General features: G+C 35.8%; 20 protein-coding genes. 2 read left to right on the top strand and 18 right to left on the bottom strand.

Annotated elements, in window-relative coordinates:
- Window positions 1-3: 3 nt before the first annotated feature.
- From wecB to QEZ38_RS08410, 17 genes are all read right to left on the bottom strand, one after another.
- Window positions 4-1,092: a non-hydrolyzing UDP-N-acetylglucosamine 2-epimerase gene (wecB, locus tag QEZ38_RS08490; protein WP_281335637.1), complete on the bottom strand. Its 1,089-nt coding sequence runs from the start codon at window positions 1,090-1,092 to the stop codon at window positions 4-6.
- 60 nt (window positions 1,093-1,152) lie between these two features.
- Complete coding sequence (locus QEZ38_RS08485) at window positions 1,153-2,598, bottom strand: flippase (RefSeq protein WP_342760443.1); 1,446 nt, start codon at window positions 2,596-2,598, stop codon at window positions 1,153-1,155.
- Window positions 2,588-4,522: an HAD-IA family hydrolase gene (locus QEZ38_RS08480; RefSeq protein WP_281335627.1), complete on the bottom strand. Its 1,935-nt coding sequence runs from the start codon at window positions 4,520-4,522 to the stop codon at window positions 2,588-2,590. Before QEZ38_RS08480 ends, QEZ38_RS08485 begins: the two co-directional genes overlap by 11 nt.
- A 98-nt stretch (window positions 4,523-4,620) precedes the next feature.
- Entirely contained in the window at window positions 4,621-5,523 is a 903-nt protein-coding gene (locus QEZ38_RS08475; protein ID WP_281335626.1) for a glycosyltransferase family 2 protein, read from the bottom strand.
- Between the two features lie 7 nt (window positions 5,524-5,530).
- A complete protein-coding gene (locus QEZ38_RS08470; RefSeq protein WP_281335625.1) occupies window positions 5,531-6,775 on the bottom strand; it encodes a polymerase in 1,245 nt (414 codons plus the stop codon).
- A 19-nt stretch (window positions 6,776-6,794) separates the two neighbouring features.
- Window positions 6,795-7,877 (bottom strand): glycosyltransferase family protein, encoded by a 1,083-nt coding sequence (locus tag QEZ38_RS08465; RefSeq protein ID WP_025170933.1) that lies wholly within the window; start codon window positions 7,875-7,877, stop codon window positions 6,795-6,797.
- 25 nt (window positions 7,878-7,902) lie between these two features.
- Complete coding sequence (locus QEZ38_RS08460) at window positions 7,903-8,784, bottom strand: glycosyltransferase (RefSeq protein ID WP_281335624.1); 882 nt, start codon at window positions 8,782-8,784, stop codon at window positions 7,903-7,905.
- A gap of 4 nt (window positions 8,785-8,788) precedes the next feature.
- Complete coding sequence (locus QEZ38_RS08455; protein WP_281335623.1) at window positions 8,789-9,610, bottom strand: LicD family protein; 822 nt, start codon at window positions 9,608-9,610, stop codon at window positions 8,789-8,791.
- The gene (locus tag QEZ38_RS08450; protein ID WP_281335622.1) at window positions 9,607-10,350 is read right to left on the bottom strand and encodes a WecB/TagA/CpsF family glycosyltransferase; all 744 of its coding nucleotides are present in this window, start codon (window positions 10,348-10,350) and stop codon (window positions 9,607-9,609) included. Before QEZ38_RS08450 ends, QEZ38_RS08455 begins: the two co-directional genes overlap by 4 nt.
- 3 nt (window positions 10,351-10,353) lie before the next feature.
- A complete protein-coding gene (locus QEZ38_RS08445) occupies window positions 10,354-11,724 on the bottom strand; it encodes a sugar transferase (protein ID WP_281335621.1) in 1,371 nt (456 codons plus the stop codon).
- A 15-nt stretch (window positions 11,725-11,739) separates the two neighbouring features.
- Complete coding sequence (locus QEZ38_RS08440) at window positions 11,740-12,429, bottom strand: tyrosine-protein kinase (RefSeq protein WP_281335620.1); 690 nt, start codon at window positions 12,427-12,429, stop codon at window positions 11,740-11,742.
- A 10-nt stretch (window positions 12,430-12,439) separates the two neighbouring features.
- Window positions 12,440-13,132, bottom strand: a complete 693-nt coding sequence (locus tag QEZ38_RS08435) for a CspC family polysaccharide chain length determinant protein (RefSeq protein WP_281335619.1) — start codon at window positions 13,130-13,132, stop codon at window positions 12,440-12,442.
- Window positions 13,133-13,140: 8 nt separating this feature from the next.
- Window positions 13,141-13,872, bottom strand: coding sequence for a capsular polysaccharide biosynthesis protein Cps4B (cps4B, locus tag QEZ38_RS08430; RefSeq protein ID WP_281335618.1), 732 nt, complete (start codon window positions 13,870-13,872; stop codon window positions 13,141-13,143).
- A gap of 1 nt (window position 13,873) precedes the next feature.
- Window positions 13,874-15,319 carry an LCP family glycopolymer transferase CpsA gene (cpsA, locus tag QEZ38_RS08425; protein WP_281335617.1) on the bottom strand — a complete coding sequence of 482 codons (1,446 nt, stop codon included), beginning with the start codon at window positions 15,317-15,319 and terminating at the stop codon, window positions 13,874-13,876.
- Window positions 15,320-15,980: 661 nt separating this feature from the next.
- Complete coding sequence (locus QEZ38_RS08420) at window positions 15,981-17,939, bottom strand: peptide ABC transporter substrate-binding protein (protein WP_281335616.1); 1,959 nt, start codon at window positions 17,937-17,939, stop codon at window positions 15,981-15,983.
- Between the two features lie 159 nt (window positions 17,940-18,098).
- The gene (locus QEZ38_RS08415; RefSeq protein ID WP_281335615.1) at window positions 18,099-20,066 is read right to left on the bottom strand and encodes a peptide ABC transporter substrate-binding protein; all 1,968 of its coding nucleotides are present in this window, start codon (window positions 20,064-20,066) and stop codon (window positions 18,099-18,101) included.
- Window positions 20,067-20,233: 167 nt separating this feature from the next.
- Window positions 20,234-21,844, bottom strand: coding sequence for a glycoside hydrolase family 13 protein (locus QEZ38_RS08410; protein WP_281335614.1), 1,611 nt, complete (start codon window positions 21,842-21,844; stop codon window positions 20,234-20,236).
- Window positions 21,845-21,996: 152 nt separating this feature from the next.
- On the opposite strand from QEZ38_RS08410, the gene QEZ38_RS08405 reads away from it, so the two are divergent.
- Together QEZ38_RS08405 and QEZ38_RS08400 are read left to right on the top strand one after the other, a co-directional pair.
- Window positions 21,997-23,481, top strand: a complete 1,485-nt coding sequence (locus QEZ38_RS08405; RefSeq protein ID WP_281335613.1) for a DUF1846 domain-containing protein — start codon at window positions 21,997-21,999, stop codon at window positions 23,479-23,481.
- 179 nt (window positions 23,482-23,660) lie between these two features.
- Window positions 23,661-23,936, top strand: coding sequence for a hypothetical protein (locus tag QEZ38_RS08400; RefSeq protein ID WP_045762826.1), 276 nt, complete (start codon window positions 23,661-23,663; stop codon window positions 23,934-23,936).
- A 214-nt stretch (window positions 23,937-24,150) separates the two neighbouring features.
- Here QEZ38_RS08400 and glmS read toward each other — a convergent pair whose 3' ends face one another.
- Window positions 24,151-25,959, bottom strand: coding sequence for a glutamine--fructose-6-phosphate transaminase (isomerizing) (gene glmS / locus QEZ38_RS08395; RefSeq protein ID WP_281335612.1), 1,809 nt, complete (start codon window positions 25,957-25,959; stop codon window positions 24,151-24,153).
- Between the last annotated feature and the right edge of the window lie 195 nt (window positions 25,960-26,154).

Raw genomic sequence — 26,154 nt, 5'->3', positions numbered from 1 at the left:
CGCTTAAATTCCGCGTAAAATACGAACTATCTGTTTACTAGCATCACCATTTCCATAAGGATTACTAGCTTGACTCATTTTTTTATATTCTTCGGAATCGTCTAAAAGCATCTTAAAGTTTTGATAAATAGTCTCCTCATCAGTTCCAACCAATTTCAACGTTCCGGCAGCTACTCCTTCAGGTCTTTCTGTCGTATCTCGCATGACCAATACAGGCTTTCCTAAAGAAGGAGCCTCTTCCTGAACTCCTCCTGAATCAGTTAAAATCATGTAACTATGATTCATGAAATTATGAAAATCAAGAACATCCAAAGGTTCAATAATCTGAATACGTTCTGTGTCTCCAAAAATTTCCGCAGCTGTTTCACGCACCAAGGGATTTTTATGAATTGGATAAATTACCTTAACATCATCGTATTCATTTAAAACTCGTTTAACAGCTCTAAACATGTGTTTCATAGGTTCTCCGAGATTTTCACGTCTATGAGCAGTTAGTAGAATAAGACGAGTGTCAACGTTTAAATCTAAATCAGGGTGTGTATAATCCTTTTGTACTGTAGTTGTAAGTGCATCAATAACTGTATTTCCAGTTACATAAACATTCTCTCTACCCTCTTTTAAAAGATTTTCTTTAGCCAATTCAGTTGGAGCAAAATGATAATTTGCAATAATAGAAGTCGATTGTCTATTAAATTCTTCTGGGAAGGGACTTTGCAGGTTGTAAGTTCGTAACCCAGCTTCAACATGGCCAACCTTAATTCCAAGATAAAATGCTGCCAAAGCTGCTGCATATGTTGTAGTAGTGTCACCGTGAACTAGAACAATATCTGGTTGTTCTTCTTCTAAAACAGGTTTAATTTTTTCTAAAATACTTGTTGTTATAGAGAACAAGGTTTGATTAGCTTTCATTATTTCTAAATCATAGTCTGGTTGAACTCCAAACAATTCCAAAACAGGGATAACCATCTCCTTGTGCTGACCAGTTACACAAACAACTGTTTCCATATCTGCCTGTTTTTTCAACTCATTCACTAATGGACACATTTTTATCGCTTCTGGACGTGTACCAAAAACTAGCATTATCTTCATGATTTCCTCCTAAATCAATAATTAAATTCTTTATTTGTTTATACATTTCAATTTTTGACCAATTTACTTCTTCTTTGCAAGAAGAGAAAATAATTGAATCGTCACTTCCTCCTTTAATAAAAGCAGAATTACTAAATATAATGAAAAGAAAGCAAAACCTGCTAGCATTAGAGAATAAAATGGTATAGTTATCGTTATCAGCTGATTCAAAATGATTAGTGGTATTGTAGAAACAACTGTTGCAATTATCACATTAACCAAACTCTTTATCGATATATTTGATACTAAATATTCTTTTGAAAAATGTAGTTGTACCATCATCTGCGACAATTCCGCAAAAAGAGTTGCGACAGAAGCACCAATAATTCCAAAATTAGGCATTAACAGTAGATTCAAAATAAGATTAATCACAGCACCAATCGTTACTGCAACCATAAAATATTTTTCTCTATTCATTGGAATCAATATTTGATTTCCTGTAATATTCGAGAAACCAGAAATAAGTAAAATTGGCATAAGTATTTGCATGGCTAAGGTCGCAGGAAGATACTGACTTCCTCCTAGTAATAAGATACTATCTTTCGCCTCTACAATAAAGAATACCATCAATGGAATCGCAATAAAAAATATAACCGCAGATGACTCCTTTAATATTTTTCTAAAATTCGAGGTGTCATTTTTACTAATATAAAATGAAAGTCTCGGTAGCAAAACTGCACTAATAGATGTAATAAGAGAAAGCAAAATCCACTTAACCTTTGATGCCACAGAATAGTATCCCACAGCCTCATTACCATTAATAAAACCGAGCATAACTGTATCTAAATTAGTATAAATATTTACCGCAAGTAATGAGGCAAATAAATACCACATTGGTTTAAAATGATGTTTAAATTGTAAATTTTTATATAATTTAATATTAATGAAATGTCGGCTATGCCATAGATTTAAGATATTTGAACTTAGAGAAGAAAACAATGAAATACTAGCAAAAACAATATAATCCTCTGGCCTTTTCACAAGTAGAAAAATCAATATTAATGATAAAATTTTAAACACTACTGACCGGGTAGTAATATAAGTATATTCTTCCATTCCACTATACAACCAATTTAAGGCAAAAGGAGAAGATAAAATTGTCCCACATGTGAGCAATAAGAGTGAAAATTCTTTATTCAATTGTGTTATAAATATAGTCAAAAGTAATAGTATTGCAGTTGTTATTATAGACATAGCAACGTTTATAATCATTAACTCCTGCACTACCTTTGACAACTTGTCTCTATCATCTCTAACACTTGCTACTGCTTTGATACCATAAGTTGAAATTCCCAGAGAAGCAAGTAAAATACCATAATTCCCTATTGAACTAAAAAATGAAGTTAAACCTATACCAGTTGGATTCAATATTCTAGATATATAAGGAAAAGTGATTAATGGGAAGATGATATTTGATAGCGTCAGGACAATATTTAATAATGCATTCAACTTTATGGATTTATTCCCCATAATTTTTCAACCTCAATTTCAAATCTAAATATTTCAATAAAAATATAACTCTTGTATATAATTCTGGAATAAATAGGAAATTGACACCACCAAACAATCTATAAACGAAATCAACCCAAAGTAGATCGCTTTTCTCTCTTAATAACGTTTTTAAAGATTTTTTCGTAGTCTTAAGAGTTACTATCTCACCAAAATTTTCAACAACTTTTTCTTTTAAAGATTCAGAAAATGATTGTAACTTAGGTATATAAATACATTCTTTTTTTAGCGACATCATTAGCCATAGATTTTTTTGTTCAAAAGGGAGAAACTTCATTTTCTTATAAGCTTCCAAAATTTCTGAAAATCCAAATACTAACTCTTCTTGATAATCTTTAACTGCCTGATAAATACTCACATGTTTCTTATCATCTTCAAGAATGGGAATAATTTCACTATCTTTTTTATATTTCAAAACTGGACCATGATCTGCTACAAAAATATCTTCATAAAATTCAAAATTTCTACTTACAATATCATAAAATTCCGATTTATTTGGATAATCAGAAAATAATAGACCAGTTTTATCCGTTTTATTTTCTACTGAGTAAACATTGAGCATCAATCCTAGATAATAACCTACTATTCTCTTGTCTGGAAGAGCCTTTTTGATACTATCTTGTATCGTTCCTTTCCAACCCACATCGACTAAATATACTTCATTTTGGTTTTTAGTTAAACGTTCTATATAATCACGTAGTAATTGACTGTCTTTTTTCTCTTTATTGAACTTCGTAATGAACTGAGGATGTTTTTTTAATTTCTCTAATAAATGATCGTCTACTGTTAATACATATGTTGGTTTCTCTTTTAAATCTTGACAAATCAATATGATTTCATTATCAGAAAAGTTTAAATTTAACAAGAAATTTTGTAATGTAATTTTTTTATATTGACGAAAAATCATCTCAAATTCTTCATTCTCTAAAGAAGTAAAAGAAGAATATAATGTCGATCGTCTAGAAACATAAAAATATTCTGTACAAATCTTTTGATTTTTCCCCAAAAAAGTATCTTGATATATATCAAAAAGTCTTTTCAATAACTGTCCTTCTCTTGAGCAAAAGAGTGCTATTTGAACATCATCTTGAATCATCTTTTTATGCAATTTCGAAATAAAGAATACGATGTCAGCTAAAAAAATATTAAACGGTGCTTTTTTACTGTTAGAAAATAAAATTTGATTATAGAGTCTTACCAACTCTTTCTCTGCTACCGTTGTATTTTTATCTATGTATTGTCTATAAATAGCATTTAATCCTAGAGAACGCGGTACTTCATAATCAGATTTATAATTATCTCCTATCATGGTAATGTCTATAGGATTTAAGCCTAATTCTTTTAAAATTAACTTATATAAATTTCCTGTGGATTTACGGCAAGCTTTCTCACTCGAAATATAGATAGAAGAAAAATAATCAAAAATTTCAAATTTTTTTAATATAGTTTCTATTAATTCCTTATCAGTATAAAAATCCGAAACTAAGATAATCTGTTTTGAATCACTTTTCAATTTTTTTAAAACTTCTTTAATTTCCGAATCCAAGTAAATATGTTGTAACTCAATTTTCAACTCTAGAATTTTAGCTCTATGAATAAACTCTTCTTTCGATGTATTTTTTATCTTATCTTTAATTTTATTATATATTCCAGACAAAAGATCTAGATAACACATTTCTTCAGTGCCTAACTCTTTATTGTTTTCGACACTTTTTCTGATCTTGTATAATATTGCAGGAGATACATCAAAATTCAGCTCCAAAGCCATTTCCTTAGCCCACTGATACAAAGTTTGCTCAGGATGACAATTCCTATGTACAACAGTATCAAAAAAATCAAATGCAACTGTTTTTGTTTTTATTTGAGATATATCAAACACTTCCATGTTTCACCTAACTATTTTTAATTATGGTCCTATAATGACCACTTTCTTTGCTTATTTAATCTACCTATCTTGGTATATCTACAGTTATAAGTAGTAACTTATTCGTTTATGAAAATAAATGGGTAGGTTGGATCAATTCTATTAAATACACCATCTAAATAATATTTATACTTTCTTTTAGAACAATCACTTCTCGAGAAACAATGATAAAGTTGTTGCATGAATAAATAGATCAAGAAAACAGTATACCTTAGTTTACTATTTACATTTCTACGAACAAATACAACTCTATTTCTCGCCATTAAATATTCTTGAAGTCCATTGACCGCTTTTATAGAGACCGAACCTTTATGATAAACATAACTTTGAGTAAGACATATATTCTTATAGCCTAACTTTTTAGCTCTATAACACCATTCAGTTTCTTCATAAAATAGAAAATAGCTTTCAGGTATATATCCAATAATTTTCAAGATAGAGGTTTTGAACATTAAACACGCTCCCCCAATATAGTCACTTTCGATTTTAGAAGGAAGTTTGTCTCTCTGAGCACCATGATTTTTTAAAGTTACAATTCCTCTATTAATAAAAATATCACCACCTGTAGATTGTACCAAGTTATTATTTTTATATTCAACTAACACTGGACTAACAAAAGCAACAGAGGAATTATCTTCTAGTTCTCGTTTACACGATTCCAAAAAATCAACCTCAATTAGTGTATCGTTGTTTAGTATACAAATGTAATCATATCCATTATCCTCAGCATACTTTATTCCAATATTGTTTCCATTCGCATATCCTCTATTTTCTAAACTAGTAATAATCTTAATAGGGGATAGCGCCCTGGATAACTCTTTGACACTATCATTAACCGAATTATTATCTACAATCACGATGTCATACTTATTTGATTTTATAGTACTTCTCAAACTTTGTACACATTCAATCGTATCTTCATAATTATTATAATTGAGAATAACTATACATACTTTATCCATTATACACCTAATTTTCTATGTCATTTTTTAGCCTATAGTCATAGTAGAATATTAATGCAAGAACAATTGCCAATGAGAAACTTCTCTGCGCTCCAAAGATATTTAAAGAAATTGAAGTAATTATTAAATTAGTTAAGAGTGCAATAAAAAAGGCTCGGTCAACTCTATATTTATCATTTGACATTCTTAGAATTAAATTGATTATTTTATAAAATATATAACCATACATAAAAATTGCAGCTACACCAAATTGAACGAATAACTCTAAAAAACCTAAATCATCTAGATACATCTTAACGGCACCTGGTCCAGCCAAAATAAAATTACTATTTATGTTGCTTGATGTTAGAATTCCAACTCCTAGTTTCCATACATCATTAGATAATAAACCAAGATAGTATTTCAACTCCCAGTATCTAAATCCTAACCCCATATCAAATGATCCAGTATCTATATTTAAATACGCTTTAATATAATCCAATCCACCTCCATAAACGAATACTATAATTACAATTATAAAACTTAAAGAGGTGAGCAATCTAGAAGTTCTTCTAGAATATACAAACATGAGGAAAATTGAAATCAAAACAGAAACCAGTAGCATTCTTGTCTGATTTACAAATGTTATATACATTAATATCAAGAACAAATAATAAAAGTATTTCCTATTTCCAAATTTAAAATAGAAAAAAGAGGAGATTAGTAAACCTACTATAATTAATGGCGTTCCATCTATTCGTACCGAAAATTCATTTCGATACCACAAATCTCCGAATTCTCTTAAAATAGATGGAAATAGTTCAACTTGAAATAGTGTATATAAAAACCAAGTGAATGCTCTAATCCCAAGAGAAAACATAAAAATATTGAGTGTATTATCTAAAATTTTTCTCATGTTTTCTTGTTTGTTTTTAAAAAGGTAAATCAATACAAAAAATAGAAAAATCCATATATATTGCCGGGATGCCAAAAAAATATTACTCACACTGTAATTATAAAGAGTTTTAGCTCTTAATATCTCATATATAATACATATAGATAAAAAAGTTCCATAGATAAAAGCAGATTTAGAAATTCTTTTAGCATTAACAATCAGTATAGGAATCATTAAAAATAAGAGTGCAATAGATAAAATAGTTAATAAGTTTCTATGCCAATATAAGTTGAGGGAAAACATAAGAAACATTCCCACTGATAGCATCACTGTAAAATAGTATAGAATCTCTATAAATTCAAACTTCTGTCTCTTCATTCATCTCTCCACAAAAAAACTACAATTGATTAATCAGCTGATGAATCATCTCCGCTCTTTTTTCCCAAGTATTACTTTTCAAAAAATCTTCTCTAGCTATACTGTCATATTTCAAATTATTATTTTCAATCAATTGCACCAGATTCATTTGGTAATCTGAATAATTTGAATACATGTATACAAATGGTTCAAATCTCAGAATTTCCTTATAACATACCGTAAGTATATTTTTGTTAAAGTTAATATATTCATACAACTTAACCGGATCCACTGCTTCAACAATATCATTAATTTGAAACGGCATAATAAGAACATCTGCATTCTCAATATACTGATAAATCTTCTCGTGTGGTACACTTCCTAAATAATGAATTCTATCATGTTCAGGAATAACAGCTTTGCTAATCGGACCAATCAACTTATATTCAATATTATCAAAATCTTCTAAACTTCGTAAAATGATATCAAAATCAAACCAATGACTGATAGTTCCAACATATGCAAGTACAAGCTTTTGGTTATTCTTTTTATGCTGAGTAGGAATGCTTAAAATTTTACCATTATAACCATTTCTAACAACCACTATTTTATCAACCTGTTCTTCCAAGTTATAATCAGAAATAATATTTTCTCTTAATTTCTCACTCGAAACCAAGATTAAATTAGCTCTATTGACCAGTTTCTCTTCTAAATCCTTTAATCGCTGGCGTTCTTCTCTATCTTCTATAAAAGCCACATGATAATCCATACAATCATATATTATTTTTTGTTCTGAATTGTCTACAAGAGAGGCAAACTGCATTGGATTTGTCAAATATACATATTCTGGTTTAAAAGCCTTAACTTTTCTTCGAATATTCCAAGCAACAATTTTATCATTCAGTTGCTTTAGTTTAGGTGACCTATTAACAAAAGGTAGGGCATAAATACGTGATATATTTGTAATATTAGTATTTCTATCCTCAGTCAACCCTTTTCTATTATACCAATAGCGATACAGAACTAGTATCTCATAAAAATTAGATAAGCTTTCTGCAATAAATTGTGGACGCTGTTTTATCCAATTCCAATCAACATTTGTCACATATAAAATTTTTTTCATCATTTTTTTTATTCACTTTTAATAATTACCGACTAATTTTGTTTTTCTCCATTAAAGTTAAAAAATAACTAGTGGATTCAAAGTTGCATTTGTTTGAAAATAAGGTTTTTTCTACTAAGTTTGTATAAACCTGATTAGTTGCAACATTTTGATGGTGCAATATCTTAATCTTCGGTGTATAAATTCTCTTGTATCCTTTTAATTCAGCTTCATAATCTAATATCTCTGTTTCATAGTAAAAGAAGGTATTAGGGTTAAAAGCATACTCCTCTTTTTCGATAAAATCTCTCGAATATACGATAAAGGAACCATGAAGGATTGGGTTTTCTACCTGTTTTCTATAGTCCACTGAGCCTTTTTTACGTCTATTTTGATAGATTGCTGTTCGAAGAAATTTACTAGCTTTCAACCAACATTTGATTTTTAAAGCTAGACTAACTTGGCTCCCTTTTTTAAATTTTTCATTTAGAGCTTTAACTTCTTCATAAGTATAATGTGTCAACCGTTTTGGGTTTTGGTGAAGTTGGTAAGTAGTTGAGAAGATATCTGGCCCGAGCAAATGGAATTTTTCCTCACGATAGATATCTGTCACGATTTTTTCAAAATCTTCTGTTTCTATCTCAATATCGTTATTCATGATAACCATGAAATCGGGGTTATACTTTTCCTTAGCAAATTGATAAGCTACATTATTTCCACGAGCAAAACCAGCATTTTCATGGTTAATCAAAACATCAATTTCTGAATCTGATTCATAAATCTCTTGTAGTTTTTCACCTGTACCATTATTAGAAAAATTATCAATAATGACAATCTGTTTTGCATTAGAATTGCCTTCTTTTATAGATTTAACACAAGAAATAGTTTCTTCTAAGACTTTGTAATGCAAAATAATATAACAAAACAAATTTTTATCCTCCTAAATGCGATTTCTTTTCATCATCACTAGGCTCTTCGTGAAGATAGTTTTCTCCGTAAAGTCTTTTCAGGTAGCGGTCATACTCCGTTGGAACTTTAAAGAAGGTATCCTCAAAAGGCTTCTCTACTCCTTCTCCCCAAATTTCTACCGGCATAACTTCTTTAGCAAATAAAGAAGCATTGATAGTTCCAGCATACTGCTGCTTTTTCCAATCATACTTCTTATAAAGACTATCCAATCGTCTATAGACAGAATTTTGAGGAAATAGTTTTGCAAATCCTAGTTTTTTAAATAAACCAATAATTAGTTTTTGCTTAGCGGAATGCATATCCACATGGTCGCCAACATAGGTTGTTCCTAAACTTGCTAAAAAACGATACCAGTATACTTTGCCAAAGTATAGCTTTCTTAAAAACGAATGATTTGGAGCACCGTCCAAAGGAATGATATCAATCAAATGCAATCCTAAATTTGTATTTCGTGGCAAGCCCAAACGTTTTCTTTCATTTTCCAAAAGGAATAGGCGAGGAAAGTAACAATGCAAAGTGTCGCAATATTGATAAGCAAGAACCTGATATTTGCCTGCGATAATTCTATCCTTAAAAATTTCCGGAAGTCTATCGTAGCCTTCACGAGGTACTGCAATATCCATATCGTCATCCCATGGAATAAAGCCATCGTATTTGACTGCCCCAAGTACACTACCTCCACGGAGGAAGAAGTCTATATTATTCTCTTTACAAATTTTTTGAAACTCTTTTATAGCATCTAATTCAACTTGCTGAATCAATTTTACCATTTCTGTCTGGTTCAATATTTTACACCTCTTTTTGCTTTTAAAACTTTTCCTATGAATGAAACATTCCCTACAAAATAACGCTTAAAGAGGCGTTTAGGCTCATTTGCTACACGAAACAACCACTCAAGGTTTGACTTTTGCATCCATAGAGGTGCTCGTTGGATATGACCAGACAAGACATCAAAACTACCACCAACTCCCATAAATACCGAATTGACACCGTTATCCATAAATTTTTGAATAATATATTCTTTTTTAGGAGACGTAATACCAACAAACACAAAATCAGGGTTCTTTTCACGAATATCTTCTTGAATATCTTGCTCATCATCTGCAGAAAAATAACCATTTCTGTGTCCAACAACTATCAAATTAGGATAATCATTCTTAAATGCTTTGAGCATATCTTGCAAAACCTCTTCTTTTGCTCCAAAAAAGTAAACGGAATACCCTTTATTATTAGACAACTCTAAAAGAGATTGCATCAAATCAATCCCTGCCACTCGTTCAGGAACAGGTGTTCCTAAAAACTTACTTGCAAGAACAACGGAAGCGCCGTCGGCATTTATGATTCCTGAGTCATTAACAATTTTTTTGATTTTCTCATCTGTATGGCACTGATTAATTTTATCAGCATTAACTCCCATTAAGTGTAATGCTCTTTTCCCCAGTACGTATTGTTCAACAGCATCCACTGTTTCCCTCATCGTAAGAGGATCAATGTTAATACCTAAAACTTTGATTCTATTTGTCATCCCTCACTTCGCTCCATCTCTCATCAACACAACTTTTACAGTTTTTAGCAATATTTCAAAATCTTTCCAAATGGTCCAACCATCAATATAAGCTACATCCAGTTTTACAACATCATCGAAGTTTGTGATTGCACTGCGACCACTAATTTGCCACAAACCTGTAATACCAGGTTTAAAGCTGAGACGACGTTTTTGCTCAGGTGTGTACTTTTCATACTCATCTATGGTTGGTGGGCGTGTGCCTACCAAACTCATGTCTCCAATCAAAACATTCCAAAATTGTGGCAATTCATCCAAGCTGGTCTTTCGAATAAAGTGTCCAATCTTGGTCACTCGAGGATCGTTATCCATCTTAAACATCCCACCTTGCATGGTGTTTTGCTCCATCAATTGATCCTTGATATCTTCTGCATCAATACACATTGATCTAAATTTATAAAAGGTAAAATGTCGACCATTTTTCCCTATACGAGTTTGAGCAAAAATAGCTGGTCCACCATCTTTACGAATCAAGGGGACCAAAAATAGACTAGCAATTCCACAAAGGAGCAACCCAACAATAGCTCCACAAATATCAAGGATTCGTTTGGCAATTATATGACTAGGATTGTAAAAGTTTGTAGAAAATGTCACCACATTCAAACCTGCCATCCCATGGATTTGTTTATCTCGACCTAAACTTTTATCGAAAGTATTTAAGTTAACTGTTACATCAATCCCCATTATTTCAAACTGAGAAATAACAGTCTCGATATCATAGCCCTCACTTGGGAGATTGACAAAAACTTCATCCACCACTCCATGCGTGGCATAAGAAAGCAACTGTTCCCTCGGCACAACGGCGACCTTATCATGAGTAAACTCTGGCATGTCTAAAACGCTTACTGCAACGATTCTCCCTGGAACATCATTAGCTGTTAATAATCGATCCAATACTTTTTCGGTACGTGACATCGCCGTAATCAATAAAATATTACGACTCCCCTTCAAATTATGTTTGAAGATTCTCCAATATTTCTTCACAAAGAAACTGAGTAGATAATTCAAAACACTATACAAGGAAAGAAAGTATACCATCCCACGCCTTGAAATTACAAACTTTTCTTTCAAGAAAAAACTTGAAAAACTAATCAGCAGAGCATAAAAGATAATATATTTAATTGTTTTTACTAACTCAACATACTGGCCTCGTTTAAAAAAATCCTTACCGTATCCACTGATATAGAAGGTGACAAAGTGAAGAAAAAACAGAACAAATACTGTATTTAAAACAATGTCAGTTTCTGAAATTGCAATCAGTACATAAGCTAATAAACTAACAAGTATACTCTGCAAGAGTGCCAGAGTTATATTGTAGAGGCCTCTTCCTTCCATACTGAACTCCCTATCTTATTTTTTTCTTTTACCATAAGAACCGTAAGTTCCATAAGATCCATATTTTTCTCGTTTAACATCAAATTTATTTAAAATCGCACCCAAAAACGGAACCCCTGTTTGTTCTAGCTGAACTTTAGCTTTTTGAATGTCTCTTCTTTTTGTTCCGCCAGCTTCTGTAACCAAAATCGATGCATCGCATTTTTGCACAATAATTGCTGCATCAATTACAACTCCGATTGGTGCTGTATCAACAATAATGTAATCAAAATATTTCCGTAAGGTTTCAATCATCAAGCCAAAATTGGCACTTTGAAGAAGAGCTGTTGGGTTTGGAGAAGGTGACCCTGATTGGATTATAAACAAATCATCAATGTTTGTTTCACAAAGGCCATGAGATAAATCTTGTGTCCCAGCTAGATAATCAGTTAAACCTGTGATTCGTTCTCTTGACTTGAATACTCCAGACATAACTGAATTTCGGATATCAGCATCAATCAAGAGTGTCTTGTAGCCTGCACGCGCAAAAGCCCAAGCAACATTAGTAACTGTTGTAGACTTTCCTTCGCTAGGGTCAACCGATGTAACGGCAATAACCTTTAAGTTATTCCCACTCAGTTGTATATTTGTACGTAAAGCATTGTAGTACTCTTCTGCTTTTTTTACAGAGTTCAGTTTTTGTTGTGATAATTCTAACTTCGCCATAAGTTCTCCCTTACTTTAATTTATCCATATCTGGAATGACTCCAAGGAGTGAAATTTCCATAACATCTTCGATATCTTCTGGACGTTTAACACGATCATCGAATAGTTCAAGCAACAAGACCACTACAATCACTAATCCTGCACCTGCTACAACTCCCATAATGGTATTTCGACGAATATTTGGTGAAGACGGTCCAGTTGCTGGACGTGCTTCCTCCAAGGTAGTTACGTCAGAAACACGGGTGACCGCAATAATCTTTTGTGCCGCAACATCTCGAAGAGCATTTGCAATTCGACTTGCTTCGTCAGGCTTGTGATCACTAACTGAAATAGATACGATACGTGTGTCTGCGGGAACCGTTACTTGAATCTTCTTAGCTAATATTTTCGCATTAATGTTTAAACCAAGATCAGCAACTACTTTCTCTAGGACATCTTGGGAAAGAATGATCTCACGATAGTCCTTAACCAGGTAAGCTCCTGCTTGTAGATCTTGATTTGTCAATCCCGGTTTATCACTTTGGTTTCGATTAACTACATAGATCCGAGTTGTACTTCTATACTCAGGTTTAACAACAAAACTACTATATGCAAATGCAGCAGTTCCTGCTACGATGGCTACAAGAAGGATTAGCAGTTTCTTTTTCCATAGTGCCTTTAACAACTGAATAACATTGATTTCAATAGTATCTTTTTCTTTCATTATAACTCCTAAATAATTTGATCTTTAATGACTTTTTCGGGATTTAATATAAAGAGTTCCCGAGCCTTATCTTGGCCATACTTTTTACTCACTATTTCGTAGGCTTCCTTCATATAAGGAGGGCGACCATCTAGATTGTGCATATCACTAGCAACTATATGAACCAAATCCCTCTCTAAGAAATAACGAGCCCGTTTTTTCATGAATTTATAAGTATCACCAAACAATTTTGGTTTAAGGATACTCGAACTGTTGACCTGTGTATAACATCCCATGTTGATGAGGTCTCGCACTCTTTTTTCATTATTTTCCAAAGCAGCGTATCGCTCTATATGCGCTATTACAGGTGTTATCCCTAACATGAGAACATTCGTTAGTGCATTATGAATGTCTCGGTAAGGAGTATTCATGCTGAATTCTATCAAGGCATAACGGGTGCCGTTTAGTTGTGGAATCTGCTGATTCTCTAATTTGTTTAAAGCATCACTGCTGTAATAAATCTCTGCTCCATACAAGATGGTTAAATCAGGAGCAACCTCTTTAGCCAACTCCTTGACAACTTTAAAATTTCTTAATATGTCCTCTTCTGGTGTTTCAAACATCCCCTTTCGACGATGGGAAGTCGAAACGATGGTACGGACTCCTTGAGCATAGGCCTCCTTCAGAAGCGCTACACTTTCTGCCTTATCCTTAGGACCATCATCTACATCAAAAACTATGTGTGAATGGATATCAATCATCTTATTTTCCTTCCATGATATCTTTAATTTCTGTTTTGAGTGTCTCTAAGCTATTTGGATCTACCTCTAGCATATAAAGGCTGCTGTCAGGCATGGCATAGGAAGGAAGATCCATACGACCAGTTCCCTTTAGATCTCGAGTGATGACAGTATATTTCCCTCCACTTACTAGTTGGGTGTTCACTAAACTAACCATTGTTTCAGGAGGCATATTAGTTTGGATAGAATCCTGTAAACTTTGCATAATATCATCAAAATTTTTCAATGCTTCTGCCGAAGTTAGTTTCTGGACAATTGCAGAAATGACTTTCTGTTGATTGCGCCCACGGTCTCCATCGCCATTTGCTAATGAATACCGCTCGCGTACAAAGCCTAGGGCCTGCTCAGAGTCTAGATGAACATTTCCAACAGGAAAATGGTAATTACCATGAAGCGAGGTAAATTCTTGGTCATTATTAACATCGACACCACCTAAGAGATCAATTAATTTCAAGAAGGAAGTGAAGTTGAGTCGTGCATAGTAATTTAGGTCAATTCCATAAAGATTTTCCAAAGTATGAATCGAAGCATCCACACCATAAATACCTGCATGGGTCAATTTATCATTTTGGTTATTGCCTCCATCAGCTATGGGCACGTAAGCATCACGAGGGGTCGTTGTCAAGAGAATTTTCTTGGTTTCTTGATTAACCGTCATGATGATATTGACATCCGAACGAGAAACAGAGCTAATCGGTCCGTATGTATCAATCCCACTAATATAGATATTAAAAGCCTTGTTTTGAGAAGACTTAGGTGCCTCAACAGTTTTTGTTAGTTCTTTGGTATAAATTTTCTTGATTTTTTTGGCGTGTTCTGGATACTCTTGTTCAATCAGATTTTCAAAGACACTATTCAAAACAATTGCCTTGGTCTCTCCAGCTAAGAGACTCTTATAAGCCGCAAGATACGAAGAACTATCCTCAACCTTTAGGTCTTTATTCTGACTTGTCTTAATATCATCGAGCAGTTTTTTGATATTCTCCGCATCTGTTTTTGTCGGAGCTGTCACACTGGATAGTTGGGACACATTACCAATCTCACTATCCGCCAAAACTGCAACACTGATGGAGTAACTAGAATAGTTAGATGTTGCATTTAAATGATTGGCCAAACTAACGAACTGATGAACTCCAACCAAGGCTAGTGAGCTAGCTACAATAGATAGCAAGAGCATGATTAAAGTAAACTTCTTAGCTTTTCTATTTGATATTAAAAATAAAGCTACTAGCGCAATGAACACCATAATAGCTGCTAGAAGAAGATTGATATAACTGACGGCTAAGATATGATATCTGAATATTAAAAACAGCAAAAAACAAGTAAGCACTATATATAGAAACAACAAAATAATATTGAAACTTTGCTGAAACTTGCTCGTTTTATTTTCTTTTAAACGTCTCCCCACCTTACACCTCTATTAATTATTTTATTTCTATTATATCACAAACTAACACCGGATGCTATCAACACCTGAATTGCAACCGTTTTATTTCACCTCAAAACCAAAAATACTATATTTCAATCATTAAATGCCTCATATCTTTTTTTGGAAGAAGACTGCCAACAAAAATACCAGGAGATAGAAATCGGTTGACAAGTTCTCAATCCCATACTCTCACACTCTAAAACTTTCAATAATTACCAAGAAAGTAGAAGAATTTAACTAGAGATACTCAAATTTTTATAAAAACAGACTTTTAGAGTCTTGAAAACAAAAAAAACAACCCGCTGTCGCAGCAAAGACTTATCGTTATAGTAAAATGAACTTAGAATAGTACGCTACGAATTCTAAAACATTTTTAGAAATTATAGTAGATTGAATCTAGAACAGTGCACTACAACTGCTAAAAATATTTCTAGAAATTAGTTTGACTTTCCTAACCTTTCTGTTCATACCTTATTTCAATCTACTATAATAAAAAACAAAAGGCAGGGTAAAAGTCTTCAAAATAAAAAAAACACATAGTATTAAGTGTTCAAAAACTTTATACTATGCATTTTATACTTGAAAACTTCACTCAATTTCATTTTCAAATTGAGTTTTTACCCAACCTATCTTCTTAAACTTATTTCACGTGACTTTCAAAGTCTTTTTGACTCTTCTCGACAGAATTTTTACGTTCGTGTTCCCATTTAGCCTTGGCTTCAGCAAATTGAGAGCTTGTAACAACATCTGTCTGCAATCTCATGTACTTGTAGTTGCTTCCAGTTCCTTTGATACCAACTAGTGAGTAAGCACGTGTAAATGGTGTCACGCGTGTCACCGAAGCTCCACCACCGTTTGACACAACTGGGATTAGAAGGGAACTATCAATCAACCAAGCTTGTGCATCTGCGTAGTTTTCATAGCGTTTCGCTACGTCTGTATTTTCTGCATCTGCTGTTTTTAATTTTTGAGTAAATTGGTCCAAACCGATACTTGTAATCTTATCAGCATCCTTGCTTGGATCAAGTCCTAAAATCTTGAGATAGAATCCATCTTCAGCGTTGAAAGGATTGAGGTAAGTTGAAGGATCTTGGTAGTCAGCTGACCATCCATCCAAGTTCAAATCATAGTCATGATCAGCTGGAGTTGGTGCTTGAACTGTTGCATTTGTATAATCATCTGTCGACAATTGGATAACATCAACCACTACATTTTCAGAACCGAGCGTTGATTCGATTGATTGTTTGATTGAGTTTGTTCCAGAAAGCAAAGTCTTGTTTACCTGGTCTACAGGCAAGTCCAAATGAATTGGGAAGCTCACACCTTGGGCTTCTAATTCTTTTTTAGCTTCTGCAAACTTGGCTTGTGCTTTATCTTTATTGAAATAACCGTCTTGAGCATCTTCAAGATTCATATTTGACCATTGTGTACCATAGTTGACCAATTTGGAAGCAACTGTTTCACCAAAAGTCTTGTCTCCAACTTGTACGAAAGTTGGTGGTACAAGCGAGTTACGAAGAGTGTTCTTAGCTGCTTCTTCACCATTTGATTGAGCTGAGTAGGCTGTACGATCAATGGCGAAGTTAACTGCCTGACGGAAGTTTTTATTCAAAACTGCAGCTTGAGTTGCTTGTTTTTGTTCATCGCTTGTTTTTGCAGTATGGTTATAAGCACCACGGTTGACGTTAAAGTTATAGTACCAAGATGTTGCATCTTGCAAGCTATAAACGATATTGTCCTTGTATTTTTCCTTTGTCTTAGCGAAGTTTGAGCTATTTGGATAAACACCTGCAGATGAGTAAGCACCACTTTCAAAGTTACGAATTGTCAAGTCTTGGTCTGAACCATCAAAGTAGGCCAATTTTACCTTTTCAATCGTTACTTTTTCTTGGTCATAGTAATGTGGGTTTTTCACATATTCGATAGAAGACTTAGATGTAAAATCTTTTAACAAATATGGTCCGCTATAAAGAATGCTGTCAGGTTTCAAAGTTCCGAAGTCTTTACCTTTAGAAGCAAGGAATTCTTCGTTTACAGGGAATAAGATACTGTTGGTTGTTTTTGAGTTCCAGAATGGTTCTGGTCGTGTCAAGGTATATTGGACAGTATAGTCATCTAAGGCTTTGACACCAACATTTGAGAAGTCAGTATTTGCACCTGTTACATAATCATCCAAGCCCTTGATAGAGTTCTGAATCAAGTCCAAAGCTTGTCCCTTGTTGTCAGCAGCATACTTGATACCAGTTACAAAGTCTTGTGCTTTAAGGGGAGCGTATTCCTCACCGTCAGCTGTAAACCACTTGGCATCTTGGCGAAGTTTGTAGGTATAAGTTAAACCATCCTTAGAAACACTCCAATCTTCTGCAAGGGCAGGAATGAGGTTTCCGTAGTTATCATTTTCAAGCAAACCATCAACCAAATTGGTTACAATAGCAGTGTTATCACCAGCGTAGTCCAAGAGATAGTTGAAGGTTGTTGGATCTGCACCAAAGGTCGACGAGTATGTTTTACCGTCTGATGCTGACTGGCCACATGCTGTCAATAGGACCGCAGCAGCAAGCGTCAAACCTGCTCCTAATAAGCGTTTTTTCATGCTCATGATTCATTTCTCCTTATATGTTAGGTTTTATAACATATAACTATTTTATCAAATTTTAGCCTAAAAGTAAAGTTATATACTGTTTGTGCTCTCATTGGCAATAGAAAAAAAGAAAGAAATCCTGCTTCAAAACAGGATTTCTTTATTCATTACAAAAGACTATTTAACGTGATTTGCTAGTTCTTTTTGGTATTTGGCATTTGTTTCAATTTTCTCTTTTTGCCATTTCTTGAGAGCTTCTTCGTATTCTTTAGCTGTTACAATATCATTTTGCAATTCTAAACCTTTGAATACAAATGGATCTCCCTTGATACCAACTTGAGAGTAAGCTTTTGTGAATGGCACTGTACGACTAACTGTCGGAGAACCACCTGAAGAAGCTACAGGGATAAGAAGTGAGCTATCTGAAACCCAAGCTTGTGCTTTGGCATATTTTTCATAGCGTTTGTTAAGATCGCTTGTTTCTGACGCTGCATCATCCAAGAGTTTCTTGTACTCATCAAGTCCAACTTGAGCCATGACTTCTGGATCTTTACCTTTTGTGATACCCAAGTGTTTAAGGGCAGAACCTTTCTTAGCATCTAAGATATTGAGGTAGGTTGCTGGGTCTTGATAGTCTGGTCCCCAACCAGTTCCGTTCAAGTCATAGTCTTTTTGAGAAGGCACTTTGGCTTGAGATGTGATACTCATTTTCTCATTGTCAGTCATTTGAAGTACATCAATAACAACATTTTCACTTCCAAGTGCTGCTTCGACAGACTGTTTGAGAGAGTTGGTTTGCTGTACAGCAATGACATCAGTCTGCTCAACTGGAATATCCAAATGAATTGGGAAGGTTACACCTTTAGCTTGCAATTCTGATTTTGCTTTTGCAAAAGCAGCTTTTGCTTTTGTTGGATTGTAAAGGGTATCTTTACCATCTGTCAAAGCTACATCCTTCCACTGGTCTCCGTATGTTACCAATTGTTCTTGAGCCAATTCACCGAAGGTCTTTTCACCAACTTGAACATAGTCATAAGGCACAAGGCTGGTACGGATAATCTTGTCTGCACCTTCTTCGCCATTCATCTGTGCAGAGTAAGCATGACGGTCAAGAGCGAAGTTGATAGCTTGACGGAAGTTTTTATTGAGAAGCGCTTCTTTAGTTGATGTTTTTTGGGCATCATCTGTCTTAGCTGTTTTATTGTAAGACTGACGATTTACGTTGAAAGTAAAGTAATAGCTTGTCGCTTCTTGCGGGCTATAAACGATCTTAGCGCCGTATTCTTTCTTAGTTGAATCAAAACTTGAACTAGTTGGGAAGAGACGAGCTGTCGTATATGAGCCTGACGCAAAGCTACGAATCAATGATTCTTGGTCAGAACCATCGTAGAAGGTAAGCTTGACGTGGTCAATTTTAACATTGTCTTTGTCCCAATAATTCGGGTTCTTTTCGTACTCGATCACGGATTTTGAAGTGAAGTTCTTCAAAATATATGGACCATTGTAGAGAATACCTGAAGGCGCTGCCGCACCGTAATCTTTTCCTTGAGAATTTAAGAATTCTTCATTAACTGGGAGCATAGTTGCTGTTGTCACCTTAGAATTCCAGAAGCTTTCTGGTTTGTTCAAGGTATACTCAACTGTATAATCGTCAACTGCTTTGACACCGACTGTTGAGAAGTCATTTGTTTCACCGCTGACATACTCTGCCAAACCTTTGATAGAGTCTTGGATAAGAGTTAGGCCATCTGATTTACCATCTGCAGCATGCTTCAAACCTGTCACAAAGTCTTGGGCCTTGACTTCAGCGTACTCTTCTCCTTCTGAAGTATACCATTTGACACCTTTACGTAGCTTGTAGGTGTAGGTCAAACCGTCTTGTGAAACAGACCAGTCTTCAGCAAGAGATGGAATCAAGTTTCCATATTTGTCATTTTCCAAGAGTCCGTCGACCAAGTTGGCAATGACGTCTGATGTTGAACTTTTACTAGTAACGCTATAGTCCAATGTTGTTGGATCAATGGCATATACATACGAAAATGTTGTTGGAGCATCTGCTTTTTTCTCAGTCTTGCCACAAGCTGCCAAAAGAAGAGCTGCGCTCATCGTTATCCCTGCTACTGCGAGCCACTTTTTCGATTTCATCGGTATTCTCCTTTAAAATACTATTTTTCACCATTATACCCTATTTTTATATAAAAGCAAGGATTTTCAGGTGATTTTTTAGAAAATTCAAACTAATATTTTTTTAAGAAATTTATACACTTATTTTAGAAAAAACTCAAGCATCTTAGACACTTGAGTTTCTGGTTTTAATCAGCTAATTCGATACAGAAGGCATCCCATGGAGACAAGTTTTGTTTCTCTAAAACATCTTGTACTGAGGTATTTTCAATCAAGATAGACTGGACTGGCCCTTCTACTGCAAACTCTTGCTGCTGGTTGGACAAATTGGCCACCACTAGGAAACGACGTTCTCCATCTTTACGGATATAAGCAAAGACTTTTTCAGCCGTATCAAGAAGTTCAAAGTCAGCGCGAATCAACCAGCTTTTTTCCTTTCGAATGTTTACCAATTTTTGATAAGTATAGAAGATAGAATCTGGGTTTGCTAAAGCTTCTTCTACATTTATCTTCGCATAGTTTGGATTTACAGCAAGCCAAGGTTGACCATCTGAGAAACCAGCATTTTTTATTCCATTCCACTGCATTGGGGTACGGGCATTGTCTCGTCCAATCACACGAATGCTATCCATGATTTCTTCCATTGGAACACCTTTTTCAAGAGCTTCACGCGCATAGTTGAGGGATTCAATATCCTCTACTTGATCTAGCTTTTCAAATGGGAAATTGGTCATCCCAATCTCCTCCCCTTGGTAAATATAAGGAGTCCCTCTCATGAGATGAAGCAAGATGGCATACGCTTTGGCAGATTTTTCGCGGTAGTCTCGGTCATTCCCCCAGATAGAGACAATACGAGGGAGGTCATGGTTGTTCCAGAAGAGGGAATTCCAGCCATCTTCAACTCCCAACTCTGTTTGCCATTTGTTGAAAATCTCTTTTAACTTCCCAACATTTAGCTCTTTTTGGTACTGCCACTTAGGTTGCCCTTCCTGATACTGAAGACAGATATGTTCAAACTGGAAGACCATAGACAGTTCTTGTCCTTTAGGATCTGAATAGAGTTTGGCAATCTCTGGTGTTGCTCCCCAAGTCTCCCCTACTGTCAAGAGCTCTTTGTCGCCGAAAGTAGCCTGATTCATTTCCTTGAGGTAGGGATGGAGCATAGGACCATTGTTGACAATCTTCTGATCAGGAATCTTCCCAATCATGTCAATGACGTCCATACGGAATCCACCAATCCCTTTATCAATCCAGAAATTCATCATCTCATAGATTTTTTGGCGAAGTTCTTCATTTTCCCAGTTGAGGTCTGGTTGTTTCTTGCTGAAAAAGTGCAGGTAGTATTGACCAGACTTTTCATCGTATTGCCAGGCAGAGCCACTGAAAATTGACTCCAATTCGTTAGGTTCATCACGCCAGATATAGTAGTCTCGCTCAGGACTATCAGGATTTTCACAAGCTTCAATAAACCAAGCATGCTCATCTGATGTATGATTGACCACCAAATCCATAATGATTCGGATATCTCGTTTTTTAGCCTCAGCAATCAGCTCATCCATATCTTCCATGGTTCCAAAGATAGCCGCAATAGCTTGATAATCAGCAATATCATAGCCATTATCATCCATAGGACTGTCATAAACAGGAGAAAGCCAAATCGCTGTAATTCCTAACTTAGCTAGATAGTCCAACTTACTAGTAATTCCTGGCAAATCACCAATTCCATCTCCGTTGCTGTCCATAAAACTCTTGGGATAAACTTGATAGACCACGGCATTGTGCCACCATTTTTCTTGCATCTTTTTACCTCTATTTAAAATCGACTTTACTCCATCATAGACCTTTTATCAAAATTATGCAAGCGTTTGCTTTATCTTTTTTTCTCACTTTTGCGACTCTCTAGTTTCTAATCTTCCATTTTTTTTATATAATAGAGCTCAGAGGTAAAAAAATGAAAAAACAAGCTTTTAGTTCTGAACAATATTTGAATCTACAACGCGACCATATCTTGGAGCGCATCAACCAATTTGACGGCAAACTCTACTTGGAGTTTGGTGGCAAAATGTTAGAAGATTTCCACGCTGCTCGTGTCCTTCCTGGATATGAACCTGACAATAAAATCAAGCTCTTGCAAGAGTTGAAGGAGCAAGTTGAGGTTGTTATCGCTATTAACGCTAGCAATATCGAGCACTCAAAAGCTCGTGGAGACTTGGGCATTTCTTATGACCAAGAAGTGCTTCGTTTGATCGATAAATTCAATGAACTTGGTATCTTTGTTGGTTCAGTTGTCATTACTCAATATGCAGGCCAACCGGCAGCAGATGCCTTCCGTAATCAATTAGAGAAGAATGGTATCGACTCTTATCTTCACTACCCTATCAAGGGGTATCCGACAGATATGGATCACATCATTTCTCCTGAAGGTATGGGGAAAAACGACTATATCAAAACTAGCCGTAACTTGATTGTCGTTACAGCTCCTGGGCCTGGTTCAGGTAAATTGGCAACTTGTATGTCTAACATGTACCACGACCAAATCAATGGTATCAAGTCTGGTTATGCTAAATTTGAAACCTTCCCAGTTTGGAATCTCCCACTTCATCATCCAGTAAACTTAGCTTATGAAGCTGCTACAGCAGACCTAGATGATGTCAATATGATTGACCCATTCCATCTCCAAACTTATAGAGAAACCACAGTCAACTACAACCGCGACATTGAAATTTTCCCTGTCCTTAAGCGTATGCTGGAACGTATTCTCGGTGAGTCTCCTTATGCGTCTCCAACTGACATGGGTGTCAATATGGTTGGTTTTGCAATCACTGATAACGACGCTGCCATTGAAGCATCTAAACAGGAAATTATCCGTCGCTATTACCAGACCGTTCTTGACTTCAAAGCTGAGAAGGTTGGAGAAACTGCTGTGAAGAAGATTGAGCTTCTCATGAATGACCTCGGCATCACTCCAGCTGACCGCAAGGTTGCTGTCGCTGCACGACAAAAAGCAGAAGAAACAGGCGGACCTGCCCTAGCTCTTGAATTACCTTCTGGTGAAATCGTTACTGGTAAGAATTCAGAACTCTTTGGTCCAACAGCGGCTGCATTGATCAATGCTATTAAGATGTCCGCTAACATTGATGCTGAAACAAAATTAATTGAACCAGAAGTGGTGAAACCAATTCAAGGTTTGAAAATCAATCACTTGGGTAGCCGTAACCCTCGACTTCATTCTAACGAGATCCTCATCGCCCTTGCTATCACAGCAATGCAGAATCCTGATGCAGATCGTGCCATGAAAGAACTCGGAAATCTCAAAGGAAGCGAAGCTCACTCTACGATTATCCTAACAGACGAAGATAAAAATGTTCTTCGCAAACTAGGTATCAATGTAACCTTTGATCCTTACTACCAATACGATCGTTTGTATCGCAAGTAAAATACGACACTCACTCCTCTAAGAGTTGGATCCTTATCGTCCAGCTCTTAGAGTTTTTTTATAGCTTGCAAGTCTTCCACAAGCATATCTTTCAAAAAGAATTCTCATTTTAATAGAAACTGGGATAACACTTAATTTTAGATTTATTTCTAATGAATCCTTAAAAGGAGTGATACTCAATGAAAATCAAAGAGCAAACTAGGAAACTAGCCGCAGGTTGCTCAAAGCACTGCTTTGAGGTTGTAGATGAAACTGACGAAGTCAGCTCAAAACACTGTTTTGAAGTTGTGGATAGAACTGACGAAGTCAGCTCAAAGCACTGTTTTGAAGTTGTGGATAGAACTGACGAAGTCAGTAACCATACCTACGGCAAGGCGACGTTGACGCGGTTTGAAGAGATTTTCGAAGAGTATGAATCAATCCTCTTCAATCTTGACTTGAACTACCTTGGCTGAGGTTGATCCATTTTCTCTACAATATCAACTTGGTGTAATAAGACTGACTGCGTCACTCTTATCTAAAACCTCAAAGCTATTCTGTGAGACATCTACCTAAGCACCTTAGTTTGGTCATTGATTTTCATTGAATATACAAAAAAGTGAACAAGACAGCATTCTGATTTCCAGAAAACTATCTAGTTCACTTTTGCTTATGATTTAATTTTTTAGCTTATTCTACTGTTACTGACTTAGCAAGGTTACGTGGTTTGTCCACATCGAGTCCACGGTGTAGGGTTGCAAAATAAGCGACCAATTGCGTTGGTACGACCATTGAGATTGGTGAGAGGTAAGGGTGTACGGTCGTAAGAACGATATCATCTGTATCTTTGGCAACATTTTCTTCTGCAATGGTGAGGACCTTAGCTCCACGTGCTGCCACTTCTTGGATATTTCCTCGAGTGTGGTTGGCAAGAACTGGGTCTGATAAGAGAGCCAAAACAGGTGTTCCTTCTTCAATCAATGCGATCGTTCCGTGCTTGAGCTCTCCAGCTGCAAAACCTTCACATTGGATGTACGAAATCTCTTTGAGCTTGAGACTGGCTTCCATAGCTACATAGTAGTCTTGACCACGTCCGATGTAAAAGGCGTTACGAGTTGTTTCAAGAAGCTCACGAACCTTGGCTTCAATGGTTTCTTTCTCTGAAAGGGTTGATTCGATAGACTGAGCTACGATTGACAACTCATGAACCAGGTCAAAGGCTTGCGCTTTAGCATTGCCATTTGCTTGACCGACTGCTTTTGCAAGGAAGGCAAGGGCTGCGATTTGCGCTGTATAGGCCTTGGTTGATGCTACGGCAATTTCAGGACCTGCGTGAAGGAGCATGGTATGGTTGGCTTCACGTGAAAGGGTTGAACCTGGGACGTTTGTCACTGTCAAGCTTGGGATTCCCATTTCATTAGCCTTGACCAAAACCTGACGGCTATCTGCTGTTTCACCAGATTGGCTAATAAAGATGAAAAGTGGTTTCTTGCTGAGAAGTGGCATACCGTAGCCCCACTCAGATGAGATTCCAAGTTCAACTGGTGTATCCGTCAATTCTTCCAGCATCTTCTTAGAAGCAAATCCTGCGTGGTAAGATGTTCCAGCTGCGAGGATATAGATGCGGTCTGCGTCTTGAACAGCCTTGATGATAGCTGGATCAACCACTACTTGACCAGCCTCATCTGTGTAGGCTTGGATTAACTTACGCATCACCGTTGGCTGCTCATCGATTTCCTTGAGCATGTAGTAAGGATATGTCCCCTTACCGATATCTGACAAGTCAAGCTCCGCAGTGTAGCTAGCACGCTCACGGCTGTTACCATCATAGTCTTGCACTTCAACGCTATCAGCTTTTACGATAACCAACTCTTGGTCATGGATTTCCATGTATTGGTTGGTCTCACGAATCATAGCCATGGCGTCTGAGCAGACCATATTGTAGCCATCACCAAGACCAATCAAGAGAGGTGATTTGTTCTTGGCCACATAGATGACATCTGGATTTTCAGAGTCGATCAAGGCAAAGGCATAAGAACCACGGATGATGTGAAGAGCTTTTTTGAAGGCTTCAAGTACTGACAAGCCATCTTCTTCCGCAAATTTCCCAATCAAGTGAACGGCGATTTCAGTATCCGTTTGTCCCTTGAAGTGGTGACCTGCAAGGTATTCTTCTTTGATTTCAAGATAGTTTTCAATCACACCATTGTGCACCAAGACAAAACGTCCTGTCTCAGAGCGGTGTGGGTGAGCATTATCTTCTGTTGGTTTCCCGTGAGTCGCCCAACGAGTATGTCCGATACCAGTTGTTCCCTCAACACCAGCAGTTTTAGCAGATAATTCTGCGATACGACCAACAGCCTTCACTAAATGGTTTTCAGCACCACCTAGGACAAAAATTCCCGCAGAATCATAACCACGGTATTCGAGCTTTTCAAGCCCTTGAATCAAAATATCAGTTGCATTTGTGTTTCCAACAACACCAACAATTCCACACATAGTATATACGACACAGACAAGCTGTGCTTTCCCCTTAAATTGGTATAGTCTGATTTCTCTTTTATAGAATCAGCAAAAACAGTATATACTTGTTTCTTTCACTTGTCAAGAGTAAAAATTGGTATAGCATGATTCTACTGATTCTTTATACTAAAAGTCTATTCTATTTCACCTAAAGCAAGTATTTAAAAAGGG

This window comes from Streptococcus taonis (assembly GCF_029948085.1).
In the GTDB taxonomy this organism is placed as follows: Bacteria; Bacillota; Bacilli; order Lactobacillales; family Streptococcaceae; genus Streptococcus; species Streptococcus taonis.
The sequence above is the reverse complement of the archived record's forward strand: the minus strand, read 5'-3'. Positions and strand labels throughout refer to the sequence as shown.

Bases quoted from the DNA above. Each gene is read 5' to 3' on its own strand.
- QEZ38_RS08450 (WP_281335622.1), bottom strand. From the start codon at position 10,350: ATGACAAATAGAATCAAAGTTTTAGGTATTAACATTGATCCTCTTACG.
- QEZ38_RS08485 (WP_342760443.1), bottom strand. From the start codon at position 2,598: ATGGGGAATAAATCCATAAAGTTGAATGCATTATTAAATATTGTCCTG.
- cps4B (WP_281335618.1), bottom strand. From the start codon at position 13,872: ATGATTGATATCCATTCACACATAGTTTTTGATGTAGATGATGGTCCT.
- QEZ38_RS08445 (WP_281335621.1), bottom strand. From the start codon at position 11,724: ATGGAAGGAAGAGGCCTCTACAATATAACTCTGGCACTCTTGCAGAGT.
- QEZ38_RS08420 (WP_281335616.1), bottom strand. From the start codon at position 17,939: ATGAGCATGAAAAAACGCTTATTAGGAGCAGGTTTGACGCTTGCTGCT.
- QEZ38_RS08480 (WP_281335627.1), bottom strand. From the start codon at position 4,522: ATGGAAGTGTTTGATATATCTCAAATAAAAACAAAAACAGTTGCATTT.
- QEZ38_RS08465 (WP_025170933.1), bottom strand. From the start codon at position 7,877: ATGAAAAAAATTTTATATGTGACAAATGTTGATTGGAATTGGATAAAA.
- QEZ38_RS08410 (WP_281335614.1), bottom strand. From the start codon at position 21,844: ATGCAAGAAAAATGGTGGCACAATGCCGTGGTCTATCAAGTTTATCCC.
- QEZ38_RS08400 (WP_045762826.1), top strand. From the start codon at position 23,661: ATGAAAATCAAAGAGCAAACTAGGAAACTAGCCGCAGGTTGCTCAAAG.
- QEZ38_RS08435 (WP_281335619.1), bottom strand. From the start codon at position 13,132: ATGAAAGAAAAAGATACTATTGAAATCAATGTTATTCAGTTGTTAAAG.
- QEZ38_RS08470 (WP_281335625.1), bottom strand. From the start codon at position 6,775: ATGAAGAGACAGAAGTTTGAATTTATAGAGATTCTATACTATTTTACA.
- QEZ38_RS08475 (WP_281335626.1), bottom strand. From the start codon at position 5,523: ATGGATAAAGTATGTATAGTTATTCTCAATTATAATAATTATGAAGAT.
- QEZ38_RS08405 (WP_281335613.1), top strand. From the start codon at position 21,997: ATGAAAAAACAAGCTTTTAGTTCTGAACAATATTTGAATCTACAACGC.
- QEZ38_RS08415 (WP_281335615.1), bottom strand. From the start codon at position 20,066: ATGAAATCGAAAAAGTGGCTCGCAGTAGCAGGGATAACGATGAGCGCA.
- QEZ38_RS08440 (WP_281335620.1), bottom strand. From the start codon at position 12,429: ATGGCGAAGTTAGAATTATCACAACAAAAACTGAACTCTGTAAAAAAA.
- glmS (WP_281335612.1), bottom strand. From the start codon at position 25,959: ATGTGTGGAATTGTTGGTGTTGTTGGAAACACAAATGCAACTGATATT.